This window comes from Bradyrhizobium sp., assembly GCF_004799445.1.
Lineage (GTDB): Bacteria > Pseudomonadota > Alphaproteobacteria > Rhizobiales > Xanthobacteraceae > Bradyrhizobium.
The window spans coordinates 14,402-40,742 of record NZ_SSNA01000056.1 but is presented as its reverse complement, the minus strand read 5'-3'; the positions used below and the strand labels follow the sequence as shown (position 1 = coordinate 40,742).

Here is a 26,341-nt window from a genome sequence, read left to right as displayed (position 1 = left end):
GTTGAACCTGTGGTCCTACCCCCGTGCTTTTTTTGCACGGGACCCATGGGTGCAATCGGCACCCGGCTTTCCCTGCGCCCTCTCTCTGAAGAGGGCGGGAAGTTCTCAGCAAAACTCGGGCGTAACGCGCCGCGGGATCGCGAAGCTGTGTCTGGCGATTGCGACGACGCCACGCTTTCGGTCGTCATCGCCCGCGAAAGCGGGCGATCCAGTACTCCGAGGCGTCAGTAACAAAACCGAAAGGCCGCGGCGTACTGGATACCCCGCATGCGCGGGGTATGACGGGCTGTATGACATTCGGATCGATTGAAATTATCAGGCGCGCGCGTGACGGCGCCTCACGCGCCCTGCTGGCGGGCGCGGGAGGCGTGGGATTGCAGCGCGCGGATGCGCTCGGCCAGCGTTCCGCCGCCTTCCGACGCGGCGCCGTTGGCAACCCCGTTGGATGGTTTTGCCGGGACCACCGGTTCGGCCGCCAGCATCGCCTCGATCGGCGAATTCGGTCCTTCGAGCTGCATCGCCAGCTTGGCGACTTCGGCGGCGATATCGTTGATGCGCTCGCGCAGCAGCGCGTTTTCCATGCGCTCGGTCGCCCACGAGCTTTCCGCCTGCTGCTGGATCGCGTTGATGTCGCGCTGCAGCTTGGCGCGTTCGTCGCGCGCCAGCCGAAGTTGTTCCTCGACCGCGGCCTTTTCGGACTTCAGCTTTTCCAGCGCCGGCCACGTGCCGCTGTTGGTGAGGGTGAGTTCGTCGCGCAATTCCCTCACCGTGCGCTCGGCGGCTTCCTTGGCCTGGCGCAGCTGAGTGTTCTCATAGTCGCGCTCGGCCAGCAGCTTTCCCTGGGTCGAAAGCCGCGCTTCCAGGTCGTTGACGCGGTTGCCGAGCAACTCGGCTTCCTTGACCTGGACGATCAGCTGGCGGTCGAGATCGGTGACGCGCTGGCTCAGGTTCTCGACCCGGTTGCGCGCTTCGGTGAGCTCGCGGGTCGCAGCCTCGGATTCGCCGCGCTGCTGCGCGAGCCGCGCTTGCGTGGCGGAGAATTCCTTCTCGGCATCGCCGACGCGGCCCTTCAGCGCGTCGATCTGGGCATGCACCGCCACCAGCTCGACCTTGCGGCTTTCCGCCATCATCGAACGGTCGGACAGTTCGGCGTTGAGTTTCGCGAGCGCGTCCCGCTTGTCGGTCAATGCCTGCTCCGCCTGACGCAGCGCTTCGGTCTTGGTGGTGAATTCCTCTTCGGTGGCGCGCAGCTGTTGCTTCATCGCCTTCTCGCGGGCTTCCAGCGAAAAGATCGTGGCGTTCTTTTCGCCGAGCTCGAGCTTCATGCGATTGATCGCATCGGATTTCTTGCCGAGTTCGGCGAGCTGGCTGGTGGTCTTGTTCTTGAGCTGGTCGACGCTCATCTCCAGCCGCCGCGCCGACATCGCGAACTCCGCGCGCAACTGGTCCTTGTCGGCCTGGATTTCCGCCATCGACAGCGGCGTCGCCGCCTCCATCCGCCGGGTGGTCAGGCGCACCGCGCGGTTATGCACCAGCGGCACGATCATCAGACCGAGCAGCATCGAGACCAGAAAACCGATCGCCAGATACATGATCGGTTCGACCATGGATGGGTACTCCCGCGAAAAACTCGTCTATTCACAATGCCATGGGGCACAGGAGAAAGGCCAGCCCCATGCGCCGTTAACGTGAATCCGGAAAAAGAGCTGTGGGTTACTGGTTCCGCGCTTTGCGGAACAGGCAGACCTCAGAGCGGATCAGAACGGATTCCAGGTCGCGTGCGGGGTATATTTGAGGTAGCCGATATTGGCGCCCAGCCGCAGGCCGAGACCGGAGCGGATCGGCACCAGCACGATGTTGTTGGCGGTCAGCGCGGTCATCCCGAAGCCGCCGATGATATAGGCGGAGCCGTCAATGCCGCCAAAGCGCTGGTAGATCGCGCTGGTCGCCGGAAGATTGTAGACCAGCGTCATGGTGCGCGCGCCGTCGCCGCCCCAGTCGAAGCCGACCGACGGTCCCTGCCAGTAGACCCGCAAATCGCCGGCATTCTTGGTGTAAAGCGTGCCCTCGCCATATCTCAATCCGGCAACGAAGGCGCCGGAGCCTTCCTCGCCGAGGATATAGCCGTTCGGCAGGCCCCATTGGCTGACCGCGCGCTCGATCACCGAGGCGAGGCCGCGCGACACATTGCCGAAAAACCGGTGTCCGGCGCTGGTCAACTCGTCCGGCCCGTAAACGTTGGGGCTGGGTTGGCGTTGCGGCGGCGGCAATTGCGCCGGGGGTGCCTGCTCAATCGGAGGCGCCTGCTGCGAGGAGGCGGGCACGGACCAGCACATCAGCGCGGCAAGCGTCACCGCAGCAAGGCGTGAGGCGAAAATCATGAAAGAACCCCTGGGTATTGAAATCCCGGTCGCGGCCTTAACCTGACGCTGACAAGCATGGCTGTAGGCTGCGCCCAGTGTCCCCCGACTCGAATGTTATCGGCATCAACTATGACGGCACAACGGCAGGAAAGAAACCGCAGATGGCCGGGAATCCGCGTTCGCCCCCGAATAGCCTTGATCGCCGTGCTGGCGGGGCTTTGGTCGGTCAGCCCGGGTGACCTGGCCGGCGGCGGGCTTGCGGCCCGGGCCGCGACCACCGAGCGCGTCGTGGCCAACCGTTTCACGGGCCTCGCGATCGAGGGTTACGATCCCGTGGCGTATTTTGTCGATGCCCGCCCGATGATCGGTCTGCCGGAGTTCGAGGCGTCCCAGGCCGGCGTCGTCTGGCGTTTTCGCAACGAGGGCAACCGCGCTTCCTTTGCCGCCCATCCCGACATTTACGGTCCCCGGTTCGGCGGCTACGACCCGGTCGATCTGGCGCGGGGGGTGACGGTCGCCGGTAATCCCCGGTTCTGGCTGATCTCGGGCCAACGGCTTTATCTGTTCGGGCGCGAGCAACACCGGGATGCCTTCGCCGCCCACCCGGAGTCGGTGCTGAGGCAGGCGAATTCCCGCTGGCCGGCGCTCGAGCACGATCTGGCGCAGTGAAGAAGTCGCGTTTCAGCGCGTCGCCGCGGGATCGCCCCAGGCGATGAACGCCGGCACGATGAAATCCTTCACGCCTTTGCCGAACTGCAAATCGGCCCCTTGCGCGTCGGTGATCCTGCCGCCGGCCGCGCTGACGATCGCATGTCCGGCCGCGACATCCCATTCGTGGGTGGGGGCAAGCCGCGGATAAATATCGACGGCGCCCTCGGCCACCCGGGCGAATTTGACCGCCGAACCGAGCATCTGCCGGATCGCGCCGGGTCTGGAGTCAATAAAGGCTTCGGTTCTGGCATCGCCATGCGAGCGGCTGACCGCGACGATCCAGGGGGTGCCGGCTTCCGGGAACGGGCGGGTGTGTATAGGCACGGCCTGGAGGGCCCCGTCGCTTGTCGCCAGTCGTTCCGCGCCGCGGCCCACGAGGCCCCGCCATATCAATCCAAGCGCGGGGGCGCCAATGATGCCCAATAAGGGCGTGCCATGGGTCACCAGCGCGACATTGACGGTGAATTCGCCGCGCCCGGCGACAAACTCCTTGGTACCGTCGAGCGGATCGATCAGGAAGAAGCTGCCCTGGTAAGGCGGTTTCGCCAGATCGACGCGCTCCTCGGACAATGCCGGGACCGCTGGAATGAGCCGCGCAAGGCCATCGGCGATGATGCGGTCGGCGGCGAGGTCCGCTTCCGTCACCGGCGATCCATCGAGCTTGCCGTCGATCCGCATGGCAGCGCGGTTGACGGCAAGAATGGCCGCTCCGGCCCGGGCGACGAGTTCGGTCAGGGGTTCCATGAGCGCGGCGGCGGCATCGCATTCGATCACGGGCCCCGGCAAATATGCCTCACTCATTGGCGGGTCTCATATTCCAAGCCTCTCTGTACCGGTGGGTTTTCGCGCCGGTTGACCTCGGTCCGGCCTGCCTTGTGTTGGCAGCACGCGTCTCCGCAGTGTATCAAGCCAGCGAGCATGCGTGATTCGCCGGATCCGCGCTTGTCATCGATTTTTAGGAACGCCTTATGTCTGGTGCCCCGCCTCCCGGTCCCGCCCCCGATGCCCTCGAGCTCGCGGCGTTGCTTTGTTCCCGGGTTTGCCACGATCTCATCAGTCCGGTGGGCGCCATCGTCAATGGGCTTGAGGTCCTCGACGACAATCCCAAGCCGGAAGACCGCGAATTTGCCCTCGATCTGATTCGAAAGAGCGCCAAGACCGCGTCGGCCCGCTTGCAGTTCTGCCGCCTGGCGTTTGGGGCGGCCGGATCGGCGGGTGCGCAGATCGATCTCGGCGACGCGCAGGCCATGGCGCGCGGTCACCTCGAGGACAGCAAGACCACGATCGCGTGGAATCTGCCGCGCGTGCTGTTGCCGAAAAACCGGGTCAAGCTGCTGCTGAACATGATGGTGATCGCCCAGCAGACGATCCCGCGTGGCGGGGTGCTCACCGTCGATCCGATCGGCGAAGGCGATGGGTTCGGCTTTCGTGTCACCGCGAACGGGCTGAATGCCCGCATGCCGCAGAATATTGCCGATCTGTTGAGTTCGGGTCATGTCTCGATCGTCGATGCTCATGCCGTGCAGCCCTATTACACCCGGCTGCTGGCACAATCTTGCGGACTGAGCGTGACGCTGGCGCCCGAAGGCAATGCGGTGGTGGTGACCGCGTCCTAAAGGTGCGGCTGTCGAAAACGGGCATTTCCCGCGGCCAACCGGGTTTTCGCGTTGCCGGAAAAGCGCTCCGAGGGCGAAACATGGTTAACCATTGGTTTACCGCGCGCCCGGTTCCAGCAATGTCGTCTTATCTCTTTGTTGAACCCGTTCTTTTCCAAATGCTCAACCAATATTAAACGCTTTGCATGGAAGCTGACCGAACTCGGAAAGGCGTGTCGACGTCGCACGCCCGAGGGGGAAGGCCGATTTCATGGATGATTTATTGCGTGAGTTTCTGACGGAGACCAGCGAAAGCCTGGACACCGTTGACAACCAACTGGTGCGGTTCGAGCAGGATCCGAACAACGCCAAGATCCTGGATAACATCTTCCGCCTCGTTCATACCATCAAGGGAACCTGCGGTTTCCTTGGCTTGCCGCGCCTCGAAGCGCTGGCCCATGCCGGCGAGACCCTGATGGGCAAATTCCGCGACGGAATGCCGGTCACGGCGGAGGCGGTGACGCTGATCCTGGGCAGCATCGACCGCATCAAGGAAATTCTCGGCGGGCTTGAGGCCACCGAGGCCGAGCCGGAAGGCAACGATCAGGATCTGATCGTGCAGCTTCATCAACTGGTCGAGCGCGGCATGGAGGCCATGGCGGCACCGGCTGCGTCCGCGCCTGCGCCCGCCGTCCAGCCCGCCATCGCGGAGGGCAACCTGGTCCCGCAGATCCTGGAGCGCGCGCTGCGTCCCGGCGAAGTGTCGCTGGATGAGCTGGAGCGCGCATTCCGCGAGACCGCGGCCGAGATCGTCCCGCCGAGCGTCCCCGAGATTGCCCCACCGCCAGCGCCCAAGGTTGAAGCCTCGCCTGCGCCAGAGCAGCGGGCAGCATCGCCGAAAGCGCCAAAGCCGGCCGCGAAAAAGCTGGCTGTCGAAGTCGAAGCCGCCGCCGAAGGCGATCGCGTCGCCAACCAGTCGATCCGGGTCAACGTCGACACGCTGGAACACCTGATGACGATGGTGTCGGAGCTGGTCCTGACGCGCAACCAGCTGCTGGAGATTTCGCGGCGCAACGAGGACACCGAGTTCAAGGTGCCGCTGCAGCGGCTGTCGAACGTCACCGCCGAACTGCAGGAAGGCGTCATGAAGACGCGGATGCAGCCGATCGGCAACGCCTGGCAGAAGCTGCCGCGCATCGTGCGTGACCTCTCCGGCGAACTTCACAAGCAGATCGAACTGGAGATGCACGGCGCCGACACCGAGCTCGATCGGCAGGTGCTGGACCTGATCAAGGATCCCTTGACGCATATGGTGCGCAACTCGGCCGATCATGGGCTGGAGACGCCGGCCGAGCGCGCCGCCGCCGGCAAGCCGGAGCAGGGCACCATCCGCCTGTCCGCCTATCATGAAGGCGGTCACATCATCATCTGCATTGCCGACAATGGCCGTGGTCTCAATACCGAGCGGATCAAGGCCAAGGCGGTCGCCAACGGTTTGGTGAGCGAGGCCGAACTGGAGAAGATGACGGAAGCGCAGATCCACAAATTCATCTTCGCGCCGGGCTTCTCGACCGCGGCCACCGTGACCAGCGTGTCCGGCCGCGGCGTCGGCATGGACGTGGTGCGCACCAATATCGACCAGATCGGCGGCACCATCGACATCAAGTCGGTGGCCGGCGAGGGCTCCTCCGTCACCATCAAGATTCCGCTGACGCTCGCCATCGTCTCGGCGCTGATCGTGGAAGCCGGCGGCGACCGCTTCGCGATCCCGCAGCTTGCGGTGGTCGAACTGGTGCGGGCGCGGGCCAATTCCGAACACCGCATCGAGCGGATCAAGGACACCGCGGTATTGCGGCTGCGCAACAAGCTGTTGCCGCTGATGCACCTGAAGAAATTGCTCAAGATCGACGACGGCTCCTCCTCCGACCCGGAAAACGGCTTCATCGTCGTCACCCAGGTCGGCAGCCAGACCTTCGGCATCGTGGTCGACGGCGTGTTCCATACCGAGGAAATCGTGGTCAAGCCGATGTCGACCAAGTTGCGTCACATCGACATGTTCTCCGGCAACACCATTCTGGGCGATGGCGCGGTCATCATGATCATCGATCCCAACGGCATCGCCAAGGCGCTTGGCGCTTCTGGTTCGGCCACCCACGAAATCGCCGACGAGAACGCGGCGATGCGGGCCAGTGCGGCCGAACAGCTGACCTCGCTGTTGGTGTTCCGCGCCGGCTCGGTCCAGCCCAAGGCGGTGCCGCTGGGCCTGGTGACCCGACTTGAGGAAATCGCGGCCGACAAGATCGAACTCTCCAACGGCCGCTATATGGTGCAGTACCGCGAGCAGCTTATGCCGCTGGTGCAGATGAACGGTGTCAGCGTCCAGACTACGGGCGCCCAACCGATCCTGGTGTTCGCCGACGACGGCCGCTCGATGGGTCTGGTGGTCGACGAGATCATCGACATCGTCGAGGAACGGCTACACATCGAGGTCGCAGGCTCGAGTGACGGCATCCTCGGCTCCGCGGTAATCAAGGGACAGGCCACCGAGGTGATCGACGTCGGCCACTTCCTGCCGATGGCGTTCGCCGACTGGTTCAGCCGCAAGGAGATGCGCCCCTCGCAAACCGCCCAATCGGTGCTGCTGGTCGACGACTCCGCGTTCTTCCGCAACATGCTGGCGCCGGTGTTGAAGGCGGCGGGTTACAAGGTGCGGGTTGCGCCCAGTGCGCAGGAGGGCCTGGTGGCGTTGCGTTCGGGCCAGCCGTTCGACGTGGTGCTGACCGACATCGAAATGCCCGACATGAACGGGTTCGAATTCGCCGAAACCATCCGGGCGGATGCGCATCTGAGTACAATGCCGATCATCGCGTTGTCATCGCTGGTATCGCCGGCGGCGATCGAGCGCGGGCGGCAGGCCGGCTTCCACGATTACGTCGCCAAGTTCGACCGCCCCGGCCTGATCGCGGCTCTGAAAGAGCAGACCGCCGAGACCGAACGGGCGGCGGCATGAAGCACGTTCAGCCGGACATCAACACGTTCAGCCCAGACGGCACGAGGATCAAGGCATGACCAGCAAGACCGAAACCATCGAAGGCGCCGTCGCCGAATACGTCACCGCCCTGATCGGGGGCCAGCTCTTCGGCTTGCCGATCTCGCGGGTCCAGGACGTATTCATGCCACAGCGTTTGACCCGGGTGCCGTTGTCATCGAGCCAGATCGCCGGCGTACTCAATCTGCGCGGACGCATCGTCACCGTGGTCGACATGCGTGCCCGTCTCGGCCTGCCCAAGAACGACGACGGCAAGCCGGCGATGGCGGTCGGCGTGGACCTGCGCGGCGAATCGTACGGCCTCCTGATCGATCAGATCGGCGAGGTGCTGCGGCTCCCCGACGACGGCCGGGAGGAAAACCCGGTCAACCTCGATCCCCGCATGGCCAAGCTCGCCGGCGGTGTGCATCGCCTCGACGGACAGCTCATGGTCGTCCTCGACGTCGATCGCGTTCTCGAAATGACGCCAGACATGTTGGCGGCATAAGGCCACGGTCGCTCGTGGCATAGCACAGGCGTAACGGAAATTTCCCTTCGGGGTATCTGAGAACAGAGGCTAAAATGAAAACATGTCTGGTCGTGGATGACTCAAGCGTCATTCGAAAAGTCGCAAGGCGCATCCTGGAAGGCCTGGATTTCCAGATCGTCGAAGCCGAAGACGGCGAGAAGGCACTTGAGGTCTGCAAGCGCGGAATGCCCGAGGCGGTCCTGCTCGACTGGAACATGCCCGTAATGGACGGATATGAATTCCTCGGCAATCTCCGCCGCATGCCCGGCGGCGACCAGCCCAAGGTAGTGTTCTGCACCACCGAAAACGATGTCGCGCATATCGCGCGCGCGCTTCACGCCGGCGCCAACGAATACATCATGAAGCCGTTCGACAAGGATATCGTCACCGCCAAGTTCCAGGAAGTCGGGCTGATCTGATTTGAAAGACTGTATCCGGCGGGTCGTTAGCCCTCGGCAATTTCGTTAAATGGTGCCGTTGCGACCAGCTGGTGAGTAATGAGTGTTGCGTTGACAAGTTCGCCGATCCTGAATTCGACGCAGCAAGAACCACTGCGGGTAATGGTGGTCGATGATTCCGTCGTCATCAGAGGTCTGATCTCCCGCTGGATCGCCTCCGAACCCGACATGGTCGTCGCCGCATCGCTGCGTACCGGCCTTGACGCCGTCAACCAGATCGAACGCGTCAATCCCGATGTCGCCGTGCTCGATATCGAAATGCCGGAACTCGACGGCATCTCGGCGCTGCCGCTGCTGCTGGCGAAGAAACGCAACCTGATCATCATCATGGCGTCGACCCTGACCCGGCGCAACGCGGAGATCAGCTTCAAGGCGCTCTCGCTCGGGGCTTCGGACTACATTCCAAAGCCGGAAAGCACCCGCGAAGCTTCGGCCGCCGAAATCTTCCACCACGACCTGATCCAGAAAATCCGCTCGCTCGGCGCCAAGGTTCGCCGTGTCGCCCCGGCTTCTCCGGCCTCGTCGCTGGCGCCAGCCTCCGATCGTGCGCGCGAGCCGGCGACCCGCGCGCCGGTCGCGCACCCGCCGTTGCTGCGCCGCGCATTCAGCGCGCAAGCGCCACGCGTGCTTCTGATCGGCTCGTCGACAGGCGGCCCGCAGGCGCTCGTGGCGCTGGTCGGCGAGATCGGTGCGGTGATCGACCGGTTTCCCGTGCTCATCACGCAACACATGCCGCCCACTTTCACGACGATTCTCGCCGAGCATCTGGCGCGTGCAAGCCACCGGCCGGCGCGTGAAGCCGTCGATGGCGAGATTGTCAAGGCGGGCCAGATCTATCTCGCGCCGGGCGGCCGCCATATGCGCGTCGCGCGCCATGGCGCAGAGGTCGCGATCGTCCTTGACGACGGACCGCCGATCAATTTCTGCAAGCCTGCCGTCGACCCCTTGTTCGCTTCTGCGATCGATGTCTGGCAGGGCGCGATTCTGGCTGTCGTGCTGACGGGCATGGGCTCGGACGGGATGCGCGGCGGCAAGGAAATTGTCGCCGCCGGCGGAAGCGTGATCGCCCAGGACGAAGCTTCCAGCGTGGTCTGGGGAATGCCGGGCGCGGCCGCGAATGCCGGCATTTGCGCCGCCATTCTGCCGCTCGGCCAGATCGCGCCAAAACTGGTTCGACTATTTGCGGGAGATCGCTCGTGACGCCGTTGGATTATGAGTTCTTGCGTAAGCTCCTGAAAGAGCGTTCCGGGCTGGATCTGTCTCCCGACAAACAATATTTGGTCGAGAGCCGATTGATTCCGCTGGCGCGAAGGGTCGGCCTGCCCGGAATCACCGAACTCGTCCAGAAGATGAAGGCTGGATCAGCGGACGCGCTGACAGCGGACGTGGTCGAGGCGATGACCACCAACGAGACCTTTTTCTTCCGCGACAAGGTTCCGTTCGATCATCTGCGTGAGACGATGCTTCCGGCGCTGCTGCAGGCGCGCGCGAGCCGCCGCGCCTTGCGCATCTGGTGCGCGGCTTCTTCGACCGGGCAGGAGCCTTATTCGATTGCGATGTGCCTGAAGGAACTCGGCGCGACGCTGGCGGGGTGGCGGATTGAAATCCTGGCAACCGATCTGTCGCAGGGCGTCCTGGAAAAATCCAAGGCCGGCCTGTTCAGTCAGTTCGAGGTCCAGCGCGGGCTGCCCATTCAGTTGCTCGTCAAGTATTTCACGCAGGTCGGAGAGCTGTGGCAGCTCAATGCGGATATTCGCTCCATGGTGCAGCATCGCCAGCTGAACCTGCTGCAGGACTTTGGGCATCTTGGAACGTTCGACGTAATTTTTTGCCGGAACGTCCTGATCTATTTCGACCAGGACACCAAAGTCGGCATCTTCGAGCGCCTTGCACGGGTGGTCGAGCCCGATGGCTTCCTGGTGCTGGGCGCGGCCGAATCCGTGGTCGGCATCTCCGATGCCTTCAAGCCCCATCCGGAGCGGCGCGGGCTCTATCGCCCGAACGCCACGCGCGCGGCGAAGCCAGGCGTCGCGGCTGGCATGCCGCAGCTCATGAAGGCGGTTGCATCGGCGTCGCGGTAAGCGACCCGCTGATTTTAGCAAGACCGGATCAGACCGCAGGGCCCCGCTCACAGGATCGCGTGCGGCAGGAATCGCGACGTGTTGCTGGTGATCGGGTTCTCGTCCTCGCGGATCGATAGTCCGCACGGCGTATGATCGATCAGCCAGCTGCCGAGCACCGGATATTGCTTCGAAAAACCCGGCAATGGCGCCAGGGCCTGGCGAACGAACCCCTCAGCGCCGTAAGGCCCCTGTTGCTCCGCGACCGTAACGCCTTCGCGGACCAGCGCGACGTTGGCGCCCTCCCGGGAATACAGCGGCTTGCGCACGAAGGACGCACCGAGGCTAGCGGCATTCGGCTCATCCTCGAAAAAGGCGGGCAGCAAATTGGGATGGCCGGGAAACATCTCCCACAGCAGTGCAAGCATGCCCTTGTTGGAAAGGATGGCCTTCCACGGCGGTTCGATCCAACGCGTCGGCGCCGTTGCGAGCTTTTCGCCGAACGCGTCGTGAAACATCCACTCCCAGGGATAGAGCTTGAACGCCAGCTCGATCCCGCGATTGTCGAGATCGACGAAGCCGTCCTTGTCGAGCCATCCGATGGCCTCGATATCGAGCAACGTGGTCTCCAGGCCGGCCTGTCTCGCCGTGTCCTCGAGATAGGCCAGGGTGCCGGCATCCTCGGCATTGTCGAGCGTTCCCGCGAGGTGAAGGCGGCGTCCGTTGCCGAGCTTCTTCCACGCCTCGATCAGGTGCTCATGGAGCGAGTTGAACTGGTCGGCATCGGCGGGAAGGATATGCCGCTCGATCGCCTGCTCGAGCCAGGTCCATTGAAAGACCGCCGCCTCGAAGATCGATGTCGGCGTATCCGCGTTATACTCCAGCAGTTTCGCAGGGCTGCGCCCGTCGAAGCTGAGATCGAGCCGGCCGTAGAGGCTGCCCTCGTTGCGGCGCCAGCTATCGCGGATCAGCGGCCAGAATGTTTCCGGCAGCCTCAACCGGCGCAGGCATTTCTCGTCGTCGATCGCGCGGCCGACGAGTTCGAGGCACATCGCGTCGATCTCACCCGTTGGCGCCTCGATCCGATGTTCGATTTCATCGAGCGTGAAAGCGTAACAGGCGCGTTCGTCCCAGTAGCGCGCGCCGTCAATGGTGTGAAAATCAAACCCGGTCGCCTCGGCGGTCGCCCGCCAGTCGTCGCGTTCCTGGCAGACGAGGCGCTGCACCGGCGGCTAACCGCCGCCATGCGCATGGCCGTGCCCGTGGAATCGGTGCAGCCCGTAGCCGAAGCCGCCATAGGCCACGCCCTGGCACGTCACGACGGGACGCCCGTCCAGGCCGCGCGTCACTTCGCGAAGTGACCCGGGAGCGCAGTCGCGTCGCGCCACAAATCCCATCGATACAGCGCCGATGGCCCCACCGCCCATCAGGGTCAAGACGACGCGGCGCGAGCGTTTCATGGTGCAGCCTCGGGGCAGATTGCATGCTGGATTGTCGCGCGTCATTTAGGCATGGGGGCCGACGCGGGGCAAGCAAAAGGCAGATCCTCCAGCGCCGCGTGAGGCGCAAGCTCGCCCTCAGCCGCCGCCGGAAAAATGCGCCGCGAACCCCCGCGCAAAGGAACCGAATCCGCCGCGCGTCGCTTCGCCCGAACCGGACTCGGCGGATGTGCCGGACGACGAACGGTTTGACGAGGCATCGCCACCGAAGAAATTGCTCCGCGACCACGATCCGCCTGAGCCGCCATGGCCCGCGCTGGAGGAAGACCCTCGCGGCGCGCAGCCGGCGCCGGTTTGCGGCAATGACGGCGCTGCCATTCCCGCTCCCTTCGGTTCGCAGTTCTCGCCCGGCATCAGCGCATAAGCGCTGCCGCCGACCGCCAGCGTGCCCATCAGGAGCAGGGCCACATGCCTGGAGCGCTTGACCGGCGGCGCTGCCGTCGGGGCCTTCACCGGCCTGCGCTTGCCAAACTCCGGGGCGGACTGGTTTTCCATGATCAGTAGATCATCGAGGCGGCGTTAAGTGCTCCGGCGGCGAGCGAAGCGAGTCCAAGCCAGATCGCGGCGGCGAGTTCTCCCGCCGCAATCTTCGCCGACAGGTTCGGCACCGGTATCTTGACGACATAATACACCACGATCTGAACGATCAGCGCGATCAGGCTCCAGATCAGGCAATCCACGATATTGGCGGAGTGGGCGATGGCGCTGACCACCGGCAGCACGAAGCCGAGCAGGCTGAGGCCAAGCGCGATCGCGGCCGCCGGATCGTTGTCGCGGATCAGCTTGAACTCGTCGTGCGGCGTGACGCGGGTGTAGACGAAGAGATAGATGACGACGACGACGACAATGGCCGTGCAAAATAGGCCAGGAACGCCGGCAATCCGGCCAGGGATTGAAGGATCATCGAGGGCCCCCCGAGTCATTTGGCAACAGGGTTGCACGATCCTTCCGTCGACGCACGCCAGCCGCCGGTTCAATCCACAAACAAAAACCCCGCCATTTGCGGCGGGGTCCAGTCTGGGAGGAGTGAGCCGTACAGGCTCGTACTAACCCATGATCAGGCGGGAATGCGCTCTTCGACTTCGTGCGGCTCGCGCAGCACGTAGCCGCGGCCCCACACGGTCTCGATGAAGTTGCGGCCTTCGGAGGCGTTGGCGAGCTTCTTGCGCAGCTTGCAGATGAAGACGTCGATAATCTTCAGTTCAGGCTCGTCCATGCCGCCATAGAGATGGTTGAGGAACATTTCCTTGGTGAGCGTGGTGCCCTTGCGGAGCGAGAGCAGCTCCAGCATCTGGTATTCCTTGCCGGTCAGATGCACGCGCTGGCCACCGACCTCGACCGTCTTGGTGTCGAGATTGACCACGAGATCGCCGGTCTGGATCACCGACTGGGCGTGGCCCTTGGAGCGGCGCACGATCGCATGGATGCGGGCAACCAGTTCGTCCTTGTGGAAGGGCTTGGTCATGTAGTCGTCGGCGCCGACGCCGAGACCCTTGACCTTGTCCTCGATGCCGGCGAGGCCGGAGAGGATCAGAATCGGTGTTTTGATTTTCGAGACCCGAAGCTGCTTGAGCACGTCGTAGCCGGACATGTCGGGCAGGTTGAGGTCGAGCAGGATGATGTCGTAGTCGTACAGTTTTCCGAGATCGACGCCTTCTTCACCGAGATCCGTCGTATAGACGTTGAAACTCTCGGATTTGAGCATCAGTTCGATCGACTGCGCGACGGCGCTGTCATCTTCTATCAGCAGAACGCGCATGCCAGTCCCCTATCGTCGCCGCTCCGGGCGTCAGGTCGGCCGCACTTGCGGCACTCAAAACGCCTTTGAACAACTGATTCGGATCCTGACTGGATATGGTTAACAAAATCTGATTCATGTTCGCAAGCTCTATCCGTGCAATTTTTTACGAATCGCCCTAAGATATTGCGACAAAGCAGTTTTTTGTATCCGTTTCCGCTCAAGCTCTACATTAAGAGACGGGCCTAACCGACTCTTGCGACTCGACCTTCCTTCTGATGGGGTCGAGCACCCTCAGTTACCAAAGACAGTGACGCAATGATTAACGATGCGGGTAAACACCAAGTTAAGGGCGGGCCCGAAATGCGCCAAAACTTAAGGTTTTCGCAATGAAGGCGCTCGCCGAACAGATCGGCGACATCGATGGCGTCAATATGTATGGCCGCGTGGTCGGCGTCCGCGGCCTGATGGTCGAGATCGCCGGGCCGATTCACGCGATGTCGGTGGGTGCCCGCATCGTGATCGAAACCGGCGGCAATCGCTACATCCCTTCCGAAGTGATCGGATTCACCGGCAATAATGCCGTGGTGATGCCGTTCGCGGGTCTTGAGGGCGTCAGGCGCGGTTGTCGCGCCGTGATCGCCAACGCCGCAAGTCAGGTTCGGCCTTCCTTGTTGTGGCTTGGCCGCGTTCTCAACGCGATGGGCGAACCGATCGACGGCAAGGGCCCGTTGCCCCAGGGCACCTCACCGATGCCCTATCGTAACTCGCCGCCGCCGGCGCATTCGCGCATGCGGGTCGGTGCGCCGCTCGACCTCGGGGTGCGGGCGCTCAATACGTTTCTGACCTGCTGTCGCGGCCAGCGGCTCGGCATCTTCGCCGGCTCCGGTGTCGGCAAGTCGGTGCTGTTGTCGATGCTGGCGCGCAATGTCGACGCCGATATCACGGTGATCGGCCTGGTCGGCGAACGTGGCCGCGAGGTACAGGAATTTCTGCAGGACGACCTCGGAGAAGAGGGATTGGCGCGGTCGGTCGTGGTGGTGGCCACCTCCGACGAGCCCGCGTTGATGCGGCGGCAGGCGGCTTATTTGACTTTGGCGATCTCCGAGTATTTTCGCGATGAAGATAAGGACGTGCTGTGTCTGATGGATTCGGTGACCCGCTTTGCCATGGCCCAGCGCGAGATCGGGCTGTCGGCGGGCGAGCCGCCGACCGCCAAGGGCTACACGCCGACCGTGTTCACCGAATTGCCGAAGCTGCTTGAGCGCGCCGGCCCCGGGACCGGTGTTGGCAGCATCACTGGCATTTTCACCGTGCTGGTCGACGGCGACGACCACAATGAGCCGATCGCGGACGCGGTGCGCGGCATTCTGGACGGCCATGTGGTGATGGAGCGGGCCATCGCCGAGCGCGGACGTTTTCCGGCGATCAACATTCTCAAATCGGTGTCGCGCACCATGCCGAAATCGGCCGATCCGGCCTTTCTGCCGGTCATTACCAGGGCGCGCCAGGTGATGGCGACCTATGCCGACATGGAGGAATTGATTCGGCTCGGGGCCTATCGCGCAGGCTCGAGCGCGGAGGTCGATGAGGCGATCCGGCTGCATGAGCCGCTGGAGGGCTTTTTGCGCCAGGCCAAGGACGAGGTGACCGGCCTCAATGAGGGATATCGGCAGCTTGAGCAGATCCTGGGGAATTTGGAAACGGAACGCTAACTTTGTCAGGCCATCATCCGCGCTACATAAGGTGTCATGCCGGCGGGGCCCCCGGGGGGAGCCGGCGCCGTCCCGTATCCAGATCGGGACTTCTGGGGAGTATGAGTCGATGAAGTCACGTGAAACGCTGATTCGCCTGAAGAAATTTCAGGTCGACGAAAAGCGCCGAAGGGTCGCCCAGATTGAAGGCATGATCGCCGATTTCCAGCGTATGTCGGTCGACCTCGAGCGCGAAATCCAGAGCGAACAGGAGCGCGCCGGGATCAACGATCCCACGCATTTCGCCTATCCGACCTATGCCAAGGCTGCGATCCAGCGGCGGGAAAATCTGACCCGGTCCGCCGACGAATTGCGTATTCAGCTTGAAGACGCGAAAAGCCTGCTGGGCGAAGCCTTCGATGAGCTCAAGAAAGTCGAGCTCCTGGACGAGCGCGATCAGGCGCGCGAACGGGCCGAAGAGAGCGCCCGGGAACAGGCCGATCTCGACAGCATCGGCCTGATGCGCGCCCGGATCGGAGCCATTGCCTGAGGCTTTCTTGCTCGCCTGCTACAGGATTGCCAAAACCCGGACCGCGAGGCCCGGGTTTTTCTTGGCCTTTTCTCGGCCAGGGGCCGGCCATCGCTGGCTTGGTGGACCGGTTTGGCCCAAGATATGATACGGCTGGTGCCGCCGATTTGAAGCGATGGGGCATCGCGATTTTGGGGACGCTGAATGCTGACGCCAGCTGAGCTGGTCTGGCTGATTGCCGCTGTTGCGAAGGGGGATGAGGCTGCTTTCGAGCGCCTTTATGCCGCCACGCGCGCGAAACTCTTTGGCGTGGTGCTTCGTATCTTGCGGCGACAGGATCTTGCCGAGGAGGTCATTCAGGAGGCTTACGTCAAGATCTGGAACGGTGCCGGACAGTTCAATCCCGCCTTGTCTTCGCCGATCACCTGGATGGCCTCGATTGCCCGGAACCGCGCCATCGACGTGGTACGCAAACGCGGCGAGGTCTCGATCGAAGAGGAGCCGGCGGCCATGGAAGTAGCGGCCGAAACGCCCGATCCGCTGGCGCGCCGGGAGATGACGGAAGAGTTGAAGCGGCTGCTGGAGTGCGTTGGCCGTCTGGAGCCGGATCGGCAAAAGCTTGTGCTGCTGGCTTATTACAATGGCTGGAGCCGCGAGCAGCTGGCGGCAAAATTCGAGACGCCGGTGAATACCGTGAAGACATGGCTGCGGCGCAGCATGATGGATATCAGGGAGTGTCTCGGACTTTAGATGACGGCCTACACCGACGACCATATCGCGCTCGCCGCGGAATATGCCCTCGGCACTCTCGATGCCGATGAGCGGGCGCAGGTTGAGACCATGATGTCCGTCGACCGGGACTTCACGGCGATGGTGGAGGCGTGGCAGCACAAGCTCGGCGCCCTCAACCAGATGGTCGGATCGGTCGAGCCGCCGCCCGAGGTCTGGGACAGGATCAGAACCGCGGTGGGACATTCCGAACCGCAGGCGCCGATCGTGCTGCCGCAGCCTCCGCCGCCGGTCACCCCTGGCCTCGACGAACCTGACGTCGCGGTGGACAACGCCAACGTCATCCGGTTGTCCGCAAAGGCCAGGCGCTGGCGCACCGTTGCGACCGCCGCCTCCGCGATCGCAGCGGCGCTGGTTGCGATCATCGCGGTCGGGCTGTTTCAGCCGGATTTGCTTCCGGACAGCATTCGCCGGCCGCGAACGCAGGTTGTCGAGGCACGGGCCCCGGCTGCCGCGGTGCCATCAGCCCAGTATGTTGCCATCCTGCAGAAGGAGGGCGGCTCGCCCGCGTTCATTCTGACGGTTGACGGAGCAACCAGGAATTTCACGGTTCGCAAGGTCGGCGCTTCCGCCGAGCCCGGCAAGAGCTTCGAGCTCTGGCTGATCTCGGACAAGCTGCCGCGGCCGCGCTCGCTGGGCGTGATCGGAGGTAGCGACTTTACCTCGCGTCCGGTGCTGGCGTCGTATGACGCCGACATGGTCAAGGCGGCGACTTACGCGGTGACGATCGAGCAGGCCGGAGGGTCGCCCGACGGCAATCCGCACTCGACGCCGGTTTTCACCGGCAAGCTGATCGAGGCCGTTCCGCCGGCAGCGCCGGCATCCGCGCGGTAGCGTCCGATTTTCATCAAACCGACGTTTGCGAAGTGGCCGGGTGCAGCGAACGCAGTTCTGCGCTCTCCCCCTGCAACCGAATTTACCCGCTGGCTCCCTCCGGCGATGGGAAGGCAACGGAAGCCACAAAAAGAAAACGCCCGTGGGGAGCGGGCGTTTTCGGTCGTCTTGGCCAACTTGGGGGTAGTTGGGTCTTCTACACTCACGCGGCCCAATTTGGGGGCTGGTTAGGGCCGCGTGAATTCACAAAATCATTAACGCACCACCGACGCATTTGAACTGGTTACGGTGACGGGCTTGCCGGCCTTGATCACGCGCGCGGTCTGCGTATAGCCGTCATCCGAATTGCTGCGAGCCGAGATGCCGAAGCCCGCCACTGCGATGCCAGCAACGAGCGCTACTACCACGATCTTGAGGTGGGTCGAGCGATCTGCGCTGTAGATCGAATGGTTCATCGAAGCCTCCTGCCACCTGCCTTGTTGCGGATTTGTCTTGTTGGTCCGCTGGCAGGTTCACCGTCTCGATGCAGGAAACGTAAGGATTCGCCTTTGGGTTCCTAAGAGGCGATCACAAAGCAGTGATAAGACGTGAATGTTCGCGACTGGGGTTTTTGCCAAAAATCGATAAATTCAAAAACACCTAATTCTTGCAGTGCCTTAGTCTTTTGGACGGATCGGAGCCGCAAAATGACGCCAACCCACCCGGATTAAGAAATCATTTGCCTGTGGCTAAAAAACACGCTGCCGGTGCTTCGATTTGCTCCCGGCCGGATCACACGTTCGGGCAACGAACGCCTAACGGGACGGATGGCTGCCGGGACAAACGGCGCCGCGCGTTTTCGCGGGTCAAGATCGGACATTCGTATTCGGCACGGTCCAGCCATGGCCTGGCCGGCCATGATGGAAGCCATTCGAAAATGGTGCATCGATAGGCAATTCCTCAAGACGCGCCAATGCCTCCCCGGTCGCCAAAGTCCCGTCAAGGACGCTGCGAAAGGTGGTCGCAACCTGCACCATGTCGCAGCTGTGCGGGGATAGCCTGTACCGGACAACGCCCGCCGCCTTGAGGGCCGGGATTTCCTGCACAAGATTGAGATACTCATAGGACAGCGTCTGCACGCCGTTGGCGACAAGAAAGGGTGTTCGCTCAAGCGTCGTCAGCACCAGGCCGTCCGGATCATTCTCGCAGACAAACCGGCATGTATCCCTGGTGCGGCCGTGCGCCCGGGCGTGATAGCATCGTGCCGAAAGCGCAAGTGACTGGCGACCGAACACCTGAACCTCGATCATCACCTTTTCCGAAGCTGCGACCGCGCAGAGCACGCACGCTGCTGCAAACGGCAGTTCGATCGGGAGGCAGATATTCTGTGCGCCCTTGCTCGCAAGAAAGCGCAAGGTCTCCTCGTTATAGACGTTCATCAGCGGGCCGATGTAGTGAGGCCGCCCGCGCAAAAACAGCGCCGCTGATGCGTCGTTTGCCTCGATCAGATCAGCCGTTCTTTCGCAGACATCACTGACCAGCCGGCGATCGATCCGCGAAGCGGTCTCGCCAAGCGTCGAATGCACCACGGTCTTGCCCGCCGCGCCAAGCCGTTCGCTGACTGCTTCGTAATAATCCGAAAACAGCGGCGCGCGCTTCGAGCAGATGGTTTCACCGAGATAGACAACGGCCACCGGCGCTTCGTCGGCGATCCGGAAATAGAAGTCGCGCCATCTTTCGGGCGCCCAGTTGAACAAATTTGGGCCAAGCGTCAGCTCGGTTCGCGCGCCGCTCATGCTCGATTATCTCCAACTCTTACTCTGAAAGGCGCCTTGAGTCTCCTTATGACCCTCGGTGAGCGCGATGAGATCGGTCAGCGCCGGCTCCTCGCCGGCCATGATCCCGTCAACAGCCAGGCGAAAGGCCGCAACGACGGATTTCACGTAGGCGCGGCTGCGCTGGCGTCCTTCAATCTTCAATGCTGTTACGCCGGCGCGCATGAGATCAGGCAGCAAGGCCGAGAGGTTCAGCGATCGCGGCTCTTCGAACGCGTAATAGGGCTCGCTCTGGACCGAACAGCCATACCGTCCCTTGCAGATGGTCGGGTAGCCGCCATTTTCACCGCACCGGTATTGATCGATGACGAACGACCCCAGCCGGGTCGTCAGCGTGCCGTCGGCATCCTCTTCATAACGGACATCGGCCGCCGGCGAACACACGCCGTCCATATTGGTCGAAATACCCGTGACGTAATTGGTCAGGCTGCAGCGGCCCTCCGCCATCATGCCGATATTGCCGAACACGAATGCCTCGATCTCGCAGGGGATCTGCCGGTGGACGTCGGCGATCTCGGCAACCGTCAGAATACGCGGCAGCACGACGCGCCTGATGCCGAACTCCTCGCAATGGAAGCGGATGGCTTCCGGCGACGATGCGCCGGCCTGTACCGACAAATGCAGCCGCAGCTGCGGATATTCACGACTGGCATAGGCCGCAACCCCCATGTCCGCGACGATGATGGCATCCACCCCAGCCGAAGCGGCGATCCCGACGGCGTCTTTCCAGAGCTGGAATTGGCCAGCGGGTGGAAAGGTGTTGACGGCGAGCAGGACCTTGCGGCCCCGCGCATGGGCATAGTCGACCGACTTTCGCAGCTCCTCGGGCGAGAAATTCAGTCCGGGAAAGTTTCTCGCATTGGTCGCATTCTGCAGGCCGCAATAGACCGTGTCCGCGCCGGCATCGACCGCGGTGCGCAGACTGGCCGGCGTTCCGGCCGGGCAGACCAGTTCGGGGCGCCGGGGCGCGACATCGTCATTCATGATTTTTCCCCCTGCCCCCGAGCCTGCGCAGATGTGAGACCGTGATCGTGGCGACGGGCGCGAGCGGACCGAAAGCTTTCGTGATGCTTTCCACGACCCCGCCGTCCACGTCGTCGAGCGCGTTGCGCAGCGCGACGATGGCTTCGGTGTCGCCGGTGACGCGCAGCTTGCGCGAGAAGAACAGGGCATCGCCATCGAGCGAGCCATCGATCAGGTCGAATAGATCGAGAAATGTGCCTGCGATGCGGGCATGGGAATAGGGTGCGTTATCGCGGCGCCAGGCGCTCAGCGACGGTGCCTCGGGCTTCGGTTTCAACACCAGTACGAACGGAAGATCGGTGGGGTCGATGATGAAAGACTTCAGCGCGTGTGGCCCGAGCCGCAAGAAGACGTCGGGCTGGGTTTTGGCAACCTGCGTGCCGATGAGAGTGAGAATAGGTTGCAGAAGCGGAAGAGGCAGGAAGCGGAGAAGCGGAAGAGGCCAGGGGCGATCGGATGCGGCAGGCGAAGCAAACATGGCGTCTCAGTAGCGCCGCGATGGTTCGACAGCAACAGCTGTCGCGCGCAGTCTTGAATGATTCTTGAAAGGTTTTTCTGCGCATGACACGCAACTTCAATCGCACGAGATTGAGCCACGGATCAGACGCTGCCGACCGTCTTCAGCCGCGCCCGCGGATGGATCTCCGCCTGCGACAGCACCGTTGTTTGCGACCTGAAGCGCTCCACCAGCGAGCGCACGAAGGGCCGGATCGCCGCCGAGGTCACCAATACCGGCGCCTCGCCCTCGCGGGCGGCCTGTTCGAACCGCTCGCGCACGACGGTCATGAATTCCGAGAGCTTGGAAGGCTGCATCGCCAGGCTGCGTTCCTCGCCCTGGCCGATCAGCGATTCGGCGAACGCCTGCTCCCATTTCGCCGACAGCGCGATCAGCGGCAGGTAGCCGCTGGCCGAGGTATTCTGCGCGCAGATCTGTCGCGCCAGGCGGGCGCGAACATGTTCGACTACGGTCGCCGGGTTGCGCGAGAATGCCACCGCGTCGGCGATGCCTTCGAGGATGGTGGAGAGATCGCGGATCGAGATTCGTTCGGCCAACAGAAGCTGGAGCACGCGCTGGATGCCGGATATCGTGACCTGGGCGGGCACGATGTCCTTGATCAGTTCGCCCTGCTCCTTCGGCAGATCCTTCAGAAGTTTCTGCACCTCGCCATAGGACAACAGGTCCGACACGTTGTTCTTGAGGAGCTCGGTCAGATGAGTCGAAAGCACGGTCGCGGCGTCGACCACGGTATAGCCCTTCAGCGAAGCTTCCTCCTTCAGGCTGGCGTCGACCCAGGTCGCCGGCAGTCCAAAGGTCGGCTCGATGGTGTGAATGCCCGGCACGTCGACCTGGCTTCCGCCGGGGTCCATGACCATGAACTGGTTCGGCCAGATCCGGCCCGTGCCCGCATCCACTTCCTTGATCTTGATGATGTAGGTGTTGGCCTCGAGCTGCACATTGTCGAGAATGCGCACCGACGGCATCACGAAGCCCATCTCGATCGCGAGCGAGCGGCGCAGCGCCTTGATCTGTTCGGTCAGGCGGTCGGTGCCGTCGGGGGCGTTCACCAGCGGCAACAGCGCATAGCCCAGTTCGATCTTGAGGTCGTCGATCTTCAGCGCCGTTGAGATCGGCTCGTCGACCGCATTGGCTGCCGCGGCTGCGGCGGGAGCCGCCGCCGCATCCGCCGCGGCGGCGGTGGCCGCACGCTTTTTCTTGCGCGCGGAAAACGCCAGCGCCGCCGCGCCGCCGCCGAGCATCAGGAACGGCAGCATCGGAATGCCCGGCAGCATCGCCAGCACCAGCATCACGCCGGCCGACATGCCGAGCGCTTGCGGGTAGCCGGACAGCTGCCTCATGAGCGCCTTGTCGGCGGCGCCGCTGACGCCGGCTTTCGAGACCAGCAGGCCCGCCGCGGTGGAGACGATCAGCGCCGGTACCTGCGTGACCAGGCCATCGCCGACGGTCAGCAGCGTGTAGGTGCGCGCGGCTTCGCCGAAACTCAGGCCCTGCTGGGCCACGCCGATGATGATTCCGCCGATGATGTTGATGAACACGACAAGCAGGCCGGCCACCGCGTCGCCGCGCACGAATTTCGACGCACCGTCCATGGCGCCGAAGAAGCCGCTTTCGTCTTCCAGCGCCTTGCGCCGTTCCTTGGCGACCTTTTCGTCGATCAGGCCTGCGGAGAGGTCGGCGTCGATCGCCATCTGCTTGCCCGGCATGGCGTCGAGGTGGAAGCGGGCGGCGACTTCCGCGATGCGTCCCGAACCCTTGGTGATGACGACGAAGTTCACGATCACCAGAATGGCGAAGACGATAATTCCGATCACGAAATTGCCGCCCATCACGAAATTGCCGAAGGCCTCGATGACGTGGCCGGCGGCATCGGTGCCCTCATGGCCGCGCGACAGGATCAGTCGCGTCGAGGCGAGGTTGAGCGACAACCGGAGCATGGTCGAAATCAAGAGGATGGTCGGGAACGACGAGAATTCCAGCGGCGCCTGGATGAACAGCGACGTCATCAGGATCAGGATCGACAGCGTGATCGAGATCGCCAGGAAGAGATCGAGCACGATCGAGGGCAAAGGCAGGATCAGCACGACCAGGATTGTGAGGATGCCGAACGCCAGCGCGAGATCGCCGCGCTTCAAAATGTTGCCGATTTCACCGAGAGTCAGAAATCTGGACGCCGGCGCCGCTCCGCCCGAACCTGCCGTGACATCGACCATGGTACTTGCTTCCCCCCGCGAATGCCGTTCGCGGGCGCCAAACGTCTGCGCGGCGGCCGAAGGGCCACCGCTTCGAAAGAGAGGCACCGCACTGGCGTCCACGGGTACTCCCCCGTTTTACGCGGCTGACGACACTCAAACTTCTTCACTCGGCAATTTTTGCCCGGTTTATGGTTAGGAAAGGGTTAACGGCTCCTGTCATTCCGGGATGGTGCGTTAGCACCAGGCCCGGAATCTCGAGATTCTCCGATGTGCAATTGCACATCGTAGCTCGCTGCTGCCGCAGCGCCCCGGAATGACGAATCGGGCTCTGTTGCGGTGCATCTGCATGCCCAATATCGCGCCATGTTGCTTGACCGGAGGGCGGTAGCCGACGAAGTTCCCCCCGTGCACGCGCCTTCCGACTCATCCAAGGGTTCCACCGCATTCACCCCGGACTCCGGCCAGGCCTGGGTGAGGCTCGCGCTTGCGCTGGTGATCGGCGCGATCGGCAGCGTCGGCATGTGGTCGGTCGTGGTCGTGCTGCCGATCGTGCAGGGGGAGTTCGGCGCCACGCGCGGGGCCATATCGCTGGCCTTTACGCTCACGATGCTGGGCTTCGGCCTTGGCGGCGTCGCGACGGGGCGGATCACCGATCGCTTCGGCATCGTGGTGGCGATGGGACTCAGTATCGTCTTCCTCGGGCTTGCCTATGTGGCCGCCGGGCTTTCGACCACGCTGTGGCAGTTCATCGCGGTCCACATCCTGATCGGATTGGGGACCTCGGCGACCTTTGCGCCGCTGATGGCGGAAGCCTCGCACTGGTTCGAACGTTACCGGGGTCTTGCCGTCACCATCGTCGCCAGCGGCAATTATGTCGGCGGTACGTTCTGGCCGCCGATCGTCAATTGGGGCATCCAGTCGGCCGGCTGGCGCACCACCTACATCGCGATCGGAATTTTCTGTGCGGTGGCGATGACGATCGTGCTGGCGTTGCTTCGCGCCCAGATCGGCGCGGAGAGCCGCCGCAGTCACGACAACGCGCCGCCGCCGCGGATCGATCTCAAGCTCTCGACCAATACGCTGACGGCGATGCTGTGCATCGCCAGCATTGCCTGCTGCGTGGCGATGGCGATGCCGCAGGTTCATATCGTCGCCTATTGCGGCGATCTAGGTTACGGCGTGGCGCGCGGCGCGGAAATGCTGTCGCTGATGATGGCCTTCGGCGTCGTCAGCCGCATCGGCTCGGGGTTTCTCGCCGACCGGATCGGTGGCATCCGCACGCTGCTGATCGGTTCGGTGGCGCAGGGCTTTGCGCTGTTGTTCTACCTGTTTTTCGACGGGCTCACCTCGCTCTACGTCATCTCGGCAATGTTCGGCCTGTTTCAGGGCGGCATCGTGCCGAGCTACGCCATCATCGTCCGCGAATCGATGCCGGCCAGCGAAGCGGGGACCCGGGTCGGCCTCGTGATTTTCGCCTCCGTCTTCGGCATGTCGTTCGGCGGCTGGGTGTCGGGCGTGATCTTCGATGCGTCCGGCTCCTACGCCGCGGCATTCCTGAACGGGCTTTTGTGGAATGCGCTCAACATCACCATCGTGGTGGCGCTGCTGATCCGCTCGCGCGCGCGGCTGGCGATGGCCTGAAGCGCGGCTCTCGCGTCGCGCTACGCCCCCTGGCCGACCTTGATCAGGACGCAGCCGCTGATCTTGAGGCTGCCGTCGGGTTCCTGCTCCAGCGTATACAGCGCCTCCCACGGCACGCCGTCGGCATCGACGATGTGAACCTGCTGGGCGACCTTGCCGTCGGAGGCGCGGGCTTCGCCAAACTCGAAGCTCTTGTGGCGATAGACCGGAGCGTAGCTGTGCTGGACCATGCCGAGGAAAATATCGGCCTGCGGAAACATGTCGTGAATTCCCGGTGCCGCGTAGGAATAGGCCGTCACGGCATCGTCATGGCTGAAAGCTTCGAGCTGGGAACGGATGATGCTTTGCGCGGTGGCGACATCGTCGGCGGCGAAGGCGGGTGAGGCGAGGGCTAGATGCAGGCTGAGAAGCAAAAAAACGGCGCGCATGATCGGCTCCGGTTCGTGCTGATCCTGGTTGACATCATCCAAGCAAAAAATAAGCCAGCCGCATCGGCGCAGCCGCACGCTTATGTCACCTTGGCGCGAACCCTACCGCTTGCGGCTTCGTTTTGCCGGCGTGCGGGAGCCGCGACGTGAAGGAGAGGTTTTCCGGCGACCGGCTTTCGGCTGAACGCGCAGGCCATCGACGAACACATCGAGTAGCCGGAGCACCGTCGATTGCCAGCCGGCCTGGTCGTGCATGTAGCACATGCCGATCAGCGCGCGCAGAACGTCTTCGGGTCCGATGTCGGTGCGGATCTCACCGGCGGCGACGGCGCGGTCCAAAAGCGCGCCAACTGCCTTTGTCAGGCGATCGAACGAATAGGCGGTCAGTTCCGACGGCTTGTGCGCGGCGAGCGCCAGCGCGGCCGTCATGCCCTTCTTGGTCGCGACGAACTCGACATTGGATCTCAGCCAGTGGCGAAGCGCCTCAACCGGCTCGGCCTCGTTCTTCAGTTGTTCGGCGAGTTCGCCGAGTTGCTGCACCTCGCGCCGGTAGACGGCCTCGAACAGTGACTCGCGTGTCGGAAAGTGCCGATAGAGCGTTCCGATGCCGACACCGGCTCCTCTCGCCACGGCCTCCAGGCTTGCGTCGGCGCCGCCGGCGCTGAACACCGCCTTGGCGGCTTCCAGCACCCGCTCGCGGTTGCGAACCGCGTCGGCGCGGGGCTTTCGAACATGTTCGGCGGCCTGATCTGTCATCCGATCGATCACAATTTCTTGCACAGTCTCTTGAGATTTAACCGGGTCGCGATCTCATCTCGTTGTTTGCGCATGATGTTTCAGGAAAGCGGGTTGTCACTTTTCCGGTGCTTTCTCAAGCGGCGGCCTTCCTTGTAAAA

The 26,341-nt window shown here is 63.2% G+C and carries 26 protein-coding genes and 1 pseudogene; 12 read left to right on the top strand and 15 right to left on the bottom strand.

Annotated elements, in window-relative coordinates; translation table 11 throughout:
• Positions 1 to 338: 338 nt before the first annotated feature.
• Positions 339 to 1,607, bottom strand: a complete 1,269-nt coding sequence (locus E8A46_RS06980) for a hypothetical protein (protein WP_291559060.1) — start codon at positions 1,605 to 1,607, stop codon at positions 339 to 341.
• A gap of 150 nt (positions 1,608 to 1,757) precedes the next feature.
• Positions 1,758 to 2,381: a DUF1134 domain-containing protein gene (locus E8A46_RS06975; RefSeq protein WP_291559059.1), complete on the bottom strand. Its 624-nt coding sequence runs from the start codon at positions 2,379 to 2,381 to the stop codon at positions 1,758 to 1,760.
• Between the two features lie 111 nt (positions 2,382 to 2,492).
• On the opposite strand from E8A46_RS06975, the gene E8A46_RS06970 reads away from it, so the two are divergent.
• The gene (locus tag E8A46_RS06970; protein WP_291559058.1) at positions 2,493 to 3,032 is read left to right on the top strand and encodes a YHS domain-containing (seleno)protein; all 540 of its coding nucleotides are present in this window, start codon (positions 2,493 to 2,495) and stop codon (positions 3,030 to 3,032) included.
• Between the two features lie 12 nt (positions 3,033 to 3,044).
• Here the strand turns inward: E8A46_RS06970 and cysQ are convergent, their stop codons facing one another.
• On the bottom strand, positions 3,045 to 3,875 hold the full coding sequence (cysQ, locus tag E8A46_RS06965; RefSeq protein ID WP_291559057.1) for a 3'(2'),5'-bisphosphate nucleotidase CysQ: 831 nt from the start codon (positions 3,873 to 3,875) through the stop codon (positions 3,045 to 3,047).
• 167 nt (positions 3,876 to 4,042) lie between these two features.
• On the opposite strand from cysQ, the gene chpT reads away from it, so the two are divergent.
• The 6 genes from chpT to E8A46_RS06935 all read left to right on the top strand — a co-directional run bounded on the left by chpT (position 4,043) and on the right by E8A46_RS06935 (position 10,765).
• Positions 4,043 to 4,690, top strand: a complete 648-nt coding sequence (gene chpT / locus E8A46_RS06960) for a histidine phosphotransferase ChpT (RefSeq protein WP_291559056.1) — start codon at positions 4,043 to 4,045, stop codon at positions 4,688 to 4,690.
• A 250-nt stretch (positions 4,691 to 4,940) separates the two neighbouring features.
• Positions 4,941 to 7,679 carry a hybrid sensor histidine kinase/response regulator gene (locus E8A46_RS06955; RefSeq protein ID WP_291559055.1) on the top strand — a complete coding sequence of 913 codons (2,739 nt, stop codon included), beginning with the start codon at positions 4,941 to 4,943 and terminating at the stop codon, positions 7,677 to 7,679.
• 55 nt (positions 7,680 to 7,734) lie between these two features.
• On the top strand, positions 7,735 to 8,205 hold the full coding sequence (locus E8A46_RS06950) for a chemotaxis protein CheW (RefSeq protein WP_291559054.1): 471 nt from the start codon (positions 7,735 to 7,737) through the stop codon (positions 8,203 to 8,205).
• Positions 8,206 to 8,279: 74 nt separating this feature from the next.
• A complete protein-coding gene (locus E8A46_RS06945) occupies positions 8,280 to 8,645 on the top strand; it encodes a response regulator (RefSeq protein ID WP_291559053.1) in 366 nt (121 codons plus the stop codon).
• Between the two features lie 78 nt (positions 8,646 to 8,723).
• Positions 8,724 to 9,884, top strand: a complete 1,161-nt coding sequence (locus E8A46_RS06940; RefSeq protein ID WP_291559052.1) for a chemotaxis response regulator protein-glutamate methylesterase — start codon at positions 8,724 to 8,726, stop codon at positions 9,882 to 9,884.
• Entirely contained in the window at positions 9,881 to 10,765 is an 885-nt protein-coding gene (locus E8A46_RS06935) for a protein-glutamate O-methyltransferase CheR (protein WP_291559051.1), read from the top strand. The genes E8A46_RS06940 and E8A46_RS06935 overlap by 4 nt, the downstream gene beginning before the upstream one ends.
• 47 nt (positions 10,766 to 10,812) lie before the next feature.
• Here the strand turns inward: E8A46_RS06935 and E8A46_RS06930 are convergent, their stop codons facing one another.
• The 5 genes and pseudogenes from E8A46_RS06930 to ctrA all read right to left on the bottom strand — a co-directional run bounded on the left by E8A46_RS06930 (position 10,813) and on the right by ctrA (position 14,002).
• Positions 10,813 to 11,970, bottom strand: coding sequence for a glutathionylspermidine synthase family protein (locus E8A46_RS06930; RefSeq protein WP_291559050.1), 1,158 nt, complete (start codon positions 11,968 to 11,970; stop codon positions 10,813 to 10,815).
• Between the two features lie 6 nt (positions 11,971 to 11,976).
• Complete coding sequence (locus tag E8A46_RS06925; protein ID WP_291559049.1) at positions 11,977 to 12,204, bottom strand: hypothetical protein; 228 nt, start codon at positions 12,202 to 12,204, stop codon at positions 11,977 to 11,979.
• A gap of 117 nt (positions 12,205 to 12,321) precedes the next feature.
• Positions 12,322 to 12,738, bottom strand: a complete 417-nt coding sequence (locus E8A46_RS06920) for a hypothetical protein (protein ID WP_291559048.1) — start codon at positions 12,736 to 12,738, stop codon at positions 12,322 to 12,324.
• Positions 12,739 to 12,740: 2 nt separating this feature from the next.
• Positions 12,741 to 13,147 (bottom strand): annotated as a pseudogene (locus tag E8A46_RS06915) (DUF350 domain-containing protein).
• Positions 13,148 to 13,300: 153 nt separating this feature from the next.
• Positions 13,301 to 14,002 (bottom strand): response regulator transcription factor CtrA, encoded by a 702-nt coding sequence (ctrA, locus tag E8A46_RS06910; RefSeq protein WP_007600544.1) that lies wholly within the window; start codon positions 14,000 to 14,002, stop codon positions 13,301 to 13,303.
• A gap of 368 nt (positions 14,003 to 14,370) precedes the next feature.
• On the opposite strand from ctrA, the gene fliI reads away from it, so the two are divergent.
• The 4 genes from fliI (at position 14,371) to E8A46_RS06890 (ending at position 17,827) form a co-directional block, all read left to right on the top strand.
• Positions 14,371 to 15,696 (top strand): flagellar protein export ATPase FliI, encoded by a 1,326-nt coding sequence (gene fliI, locus E8A46_RS06905; protein ID WP_291559046.1) that lies wholly within the window; start codon positions 14,371 to 14,373, stop codon positions 15,694 to 15,696.
• Between the two features lie 109 nt (positions 15,697 to 15,805).
• Positions 15,806 to 16,225 (top strand): flagellar export protein FliJ, encoded by a 420-nt coding sequence (gene fliJ / locus E8A46_RS06900; protein WP_291559045.1) that lies wholly within the window; start codon positions 15,806 to 15,808, stop codon positions 16,223 to 16,225.
• Positions 16,226 to 16,408: 183 nt separating this feature from the next.
• Positions 16,409 to 16,954 (top strand): sigma-70 family RNA polymerase sigma factor, encoded by a 546-nt coding sequence (locus E8A46_RS06895; RefSeq protein WP_291559044.1) that lies wholly within the window; start codon positions 16,409 to 16,411, stop codon positions 16,952 to 16,954.
• Positions 16,955 to 17,827 (top strand): anti-sigma factor, encoded by an 873-nt coding sequence (locus E8A46_RS06890; RefSeq protein ID WP_291559043.1) that lies wholly within the window; start codon positions 16,955 to 16,957, stop codon positions 17,825 to 17,827.
• Positions 17,828 to 18,081: 254 nt separating this feature from the next.
• Here the strand turns inward: E8A46_RS06890 and E8A46_RS06885 are convergent, their stop codons facing one another.
• From E8A46_RS06885 to flhA, 5 genes are all read right to left on the bottom strand, one after another.
• A complete protein-coding gene (locus E8A46_RS06885; protein WP_291559042.1) occupies positions 18,082 to 18,282 on the bottom strand; it encodes a hypothetical protein in 201 nt (66 codons plus the stop codon).
• 390 nt (positions 18,283 to 18,672) lie between these two features.
• Positions 18,673 to 19,602, bottom strand: coding sequence for a U32 family peptidase (locus E8A46_RS06880; RefSeq protein WP_291559041.1), 930 nt, complete (start codon positions 19,600 to 19,602; stop codon positions 18,673 to 18,675).
• Positions 19,603 to 19,608: 6 nt separating this feature from the next.
• A complete protein-coding gene (locus tag E8A46_RS06875; protein ID WP_291559040.1) occupies positions 19,609 to 20,625 on the bottom strand; it encodes a peptidase U32 family protein in 1,017 nt (338 codons plus the stop codon).
• Complete coding sequence (locus E8A46_RS06870) at positions 20,618 to 21,142, bottom strand: SCP2 sterol-binding domain-containing protein (RefSeq protein WP_291559039.1); 525 nt, start codon at positions 21,140 to 21,142, stop codon at positions 20,618 to 20,620. Before E8A46_RS06870 ends, E8A46_RS06875 begins: the two co-directional genes overlap by 8 nt.
• A gap of 122 nt (positions 21,143 to 21,264) precedes the next feature.
• Positions 21,265 to 23,394 carry a flagellar biosynthesis protein FlhA gene (gene flhA / locus E8A46_RS06865; protein WP_291559038.1) on the bottom strand — a complete coding sequence of 710 codons (2,130 nt, stop codon included), beginning with the start codon at positions 23,392 to 23,394 and terminating at the stop codon, positions 21,265 to 21,267.
• 387 nt (positions 23,395 to 23,781) lie between these two features.
• Here flhA and E8A46_RS06860 point away from each other — a divergent pair, with 387 nt between their 5' ends.
• A complete protein-coding gene (locus E8A46_RS06860; protein ID WP_291559037.1) occupies positions 23,782 to 25,017 on the top strand; it encodes an MFS transporter in 1,236 nt (411 codons plus the stop codon).
• A 20-nt stretch (positions 25,018 to 25,037) separates the two neighbouring features.
• Here the strand turns inward: E8A46_RS06860 and E8A46_RS06855 are convergent, their stop codons facing one another.
• Entirely contained in the window at positions 25,038 to 25,445 is a 408-nt protein-coding gene (locus tag E8A46_RS06855) for a DUF4864 domain-containing protein (protein WP_291559036.1), read from the bottom strand.
• A gap of 102 nt (positions 25,446 to 25,547) precedes the next feature.
• Positions 25,548 to 26,201, bottom strand: coding sequence for a TetR family transcriptional regulator (locus tag E8A46_RS06850; protein ID WP_291559035.1), 654 nt, complete (start codon positions 26,199 to 26,201; stop codon positions 25,548 to 25,550).
• Between the last annotated feature and the right edge of the window lie 140 nt (positions 26,202 to 26,341).

Excerpts from the sequence above, each read along its gene's own strand:
- E8A46_RS06855 (WP_291559036.1), bottom strand. The coding sequence starts at position 25,445 with ATGCGCGCCGTTTTTTTGCTTCTCAGCCTGCATCTAGCCCTCGCCTCA.
- E8A46_RS06975 (WP_291559059.1), bottom strand. The coding sequence starts at position 2,381 with ATGATTTTCGCCTCACGCCTTGCTGCGGTGACGCTTGCCGCGCTGATG.
- E8A46_RS06875 (WP_291559040.1), bottom strand. The coding sequence starts at position 20,625 with ATGAATGACGATGTCGCGCCCCGGCGCCCCGAACTGGTCTGCCCGGCC.
- E8A46_RS06870 (WP_291559039.1), bottom strand. The coding sequence starts at position 21,142 with ATGTTTGCTTCGCCTGCCGCATCCGATCGCCCCTGGCCTCTTCCGCTT.
- ctrA (WP_007600544.1), bottom strand. The coding sequence starts at position 14,002 with ATGCGCGTTCTGCTGATAGAAGATGACAGCGCCGTCGCGCAGTCGATC.
- E8A46_RS06920 (WP_291559048.1), bottom strand. The coding sequence starts at position 12,738 with ATGGAAAACCAGTCCGCCCCGGAGTTTGGCAAGCGCAGGCCGGTGAAG.
- fliI (WP_291559046.1), top strand. The coding sequence starts at position 14,371 with ATGAAGGCGCTCGCCGAACAGATCGGCGACATCGATGGCGTCAATATG.
- E8A46_RS06895 (WP_291559044.1), top strand. The coding sequence starts at position 16,409 with ATGCTGACGCCAGCTGAGCTGGTCTGGCTGATTGCCGCTGTTGCGAAG.
- fliJ (WP_291559045.1), top strand. The coding sequence starts at position 15,806 with ATGAAGTCACGTGAAACGCTGATTCGCCTGAAGAAATTTCAGGTCGAC.
- E8A46_RS06945 (WP_291559053.1), top strand. The coding sequence starts at position 8,280 with ATGAAAACATGTCTGGTCGTGGATGACTCAAGCGTCATTCGAAAAGTC.
- E8A46_RS06940 (WP_291559052.1), top strand. The coding sequence starts at position 8,724 with ATGAGTGTTGCGTTGACAAGTTCGCCGATCCTGAATTCGACGCAGCAA.
- chpT (WP_291559056.1), top strand. The coding sequence starts at position 4,043 with ATGTCTGGTGCCCCGCCTCCCGGTCCCGCCCCCGATGCCCTCGAGCTC.
- E8A46_RS06850 (WP_291559035.1), bottom strand. The coding sequence starts at position 26,201 with ATGACAGATCAGGCCGCCGAACATGTTCGAAAGCCCCGCGCCGACGCG.
- E8A46_RS06880 (WP_291559041.1), bottom strand. The coding sequence starts at position 19,602 with ATGAGCGGCGCGCGAACCGAGCTGACGCTTGGCCCAAATTTGTTCAAC.
- E8A46_RS06980 (WP_291559060.1), bottom strand. The coding sequence starts at position 1,607 with ATGGTCGAACCGATCATGTATCTGGCGATCGGTTTTCTGGTCTCGATG.
- flhA (WP_291559038.1), bottom strand. The coding sequence starts at position 23,394 with ATGGTCGATGTCACGGCAGGTTCGGGCGGAGCGGCGCCGGCGTCCAGA.
- E8A46_RS06950 (WP_291559054.1), top strand. The coding sequence starts at position 7,735 with ATGACCAGCAAGACCGAAACCATCGAAGGCGCCGTCGCCGAATACGTC.
- cysQ (WP_291559057.1), bottom strand. The coding sequence starts at position 3,875 with ATGAGTGAGGCATATTTGCCGGGGCCCGTGATCGAATGCGATGCCGCC.
- E8A46_RS06890 (WP_291559043.1), top strand. The coding sequence starts at position 16,955 with ATGACGGCCTACACCGACGACCATATCGCGCTCGCCGCGGAATATGCC.
- E8A46_RS06970 (WP_291559058.1), top strand. The coding sequence starts at position 2,493 with ATGACGGCACAACGGCAGGAAAGAAACCGCAGATGGCCGGGAATCCGC.
- E8A46_RS06885 (WP_291559042.1), bottom strand. The coding sequence starts at position 18,282 with ATGAACCATTCGATCTACAGCGCAGATCGCTCGACCCACCTCAAGATC.
- E8A46_RS06925 (WP_291559049.1), bottom strand. The coding sequence starts at position 12,204 with ATGAAACGCTCGCGCCGCGTCGTCTTGACCCTGATGGGCGGTGGGGCC.
- E8A46_RS06955 (WP_291559055.1), top strand. The coding sequence starts at position 4,941 with ATGGATGATTTATTGCGTGAGTTTCTGACGGAGACCAGCGAAAGCCTG.